1 protein-coding gene and 1 pseudogene are annotated in these 1,277 nt (G+C 73.1%); both read right to left on the bottom strand.

The genetic code is table 11. The features are described from left to right. Window positions 1-17 precede the first annotated feature (17 nt). Window positions 18-926: a bifunctional DNA primase/polymerase gene (locus ADY01_RS35775; RefSeq protein WP_049581072.1), complete on the bottom strand. Its 909-nt coding sequence runs from the start codon at window positions 924-926 to the stop codon at window positions 18-20. A gap of 90 nt (window positions 927-1,016) precedes the next feature. Next, window positions 1,017-1,277: pseudogene (locus ADY01_RS35770) on the bottom strand (hypothetical protein); the annotation flags it as partial.

Below are 1,277 nucleotides of genomic sequence, written 5' to 3'. Positions count from 1 at the left end.
GGGCGGGGGCGGGGTGTTCATGCCGTCACCCGCCTGTGCGGGTTGTTGGTGATGGACCAGTTCAGTGCGGATCGGATGGTGGAGCGGCACTGGCCCGGCGGCAGGCCGGCCGACTCGCCCGCCTCCTGAAGAGCCTGTTCGACCACGTGGCGGGGGAGGTCGCCCCAGGCGATGAACCGTCCGAGGGCGCGGGCGCCGCGCAGCAGCGCCTCGTCACGTCCGCCTTCGGCCGTCGTGGCGATGGCGGTGGTCTCGTTCGTCAGGGCCGTGTCGGCGTACCGTCCGGCCCGGCTGCTGCTGGTGGCGACGGGGACGTTCCGGCGGGCCGGTCGCGGGGGCGTGAGCGCGGCCAGCAGCCAGCCGGGGAGAGGCGCGACGGGGACGGGGTCGGTGACCTGGTAGGTCTGCCCGCCCACGGTGCTCCCCGCGGCGACGACGTAGCCACCCCAGGCCCGGGTGTCGATCTTCTTGGCCAGCTTGCCCTTGCTGCTGGGCAGCCGCACGCCGCCGGGGGCGGTGAAGTACAGGTGGTGCCCGCCGCTCGCGGTCCGGACGCGGTAGGTGGTGGGGACGGCCTGCCCGGCGCGCTCGCAGAGCGCCTCGAAGGACGTCACGCCGTTAGGCGTTCCTTCTTCGTCCTTCGCCTTGAGGGTGTCCAGGTCCACGACGAGCAGCCCGGCCGGGCCGGTGGCCAGGCCGACGTTGTAGGAGCGGTGCCCCCAGCACGCCCGGATCAACTCGGAGTCGAGGGTGGCGCGCTGCTCGGGCTTGACGTGGCCGTCCGAGCAGCGGCCGGTGCGGGGGCAGTCGCCTTCCGCGTGTCCGGCGGGGCGCTTGTCTCCTGGTCGGAGGGGGATGACGGGCCAGCCGCGGGTGGCGGTGGCTAGTGCGGCGTTCAGCAGCGCCGCGCGGGGGTCAGGTGTCATGCTGGAGGTGTCCTGTCTCTCTTTGGAGGGATGGGCAGGACCCGGGGCGACGGTTGATCTCTGGCCGGAGTGCCGTCGCCCCGGGGATAGTCACAGGTGGGTCGTGGACTTGCCGAACCACCGATTGTGGTTGGTGACTTGGATGTGGGTGTCGCCCCCGGCCGTCTGGCGGCCGGGGATCTTGGCGGCGGCGAGGATCAGGCCGATGGCGAGGAGTCCGGCGGTGCCGAACGCAGCCAGGGCATTGACGAGTTGGGCGAGTCCGGCACCGGCCAGTCCGGTGCCGGCGCCTCCGGCGACGAGGATCTGCGCGCGGGGGTCGATCACCGGGCGGGGGCTGAGGTCGCGGGT

The organism is Streptomyces sp. SBT349, assembly GCF_001083795.1.
Lineage (GTDB): Bacteria > Actinomycetota > Actinomycetes > Streptomycetales > Streptomycetaceae > Streptomyces.
The sequence above is the reverse complement of the archived record's forward strand: the minus strand, read 5'-3'. Positions and strand labels throughout refer to the sequence as shown.

Excerpts from the sequence above, each read along its gene's own strand:
- ADY01_RS35775 (WP_049581072.1), bottom strand. The coding sequence starts at position 926 with ATGACACCTGACCCCCGCGCGGCGCTGCTGAACGCCGCACTAGCCACC.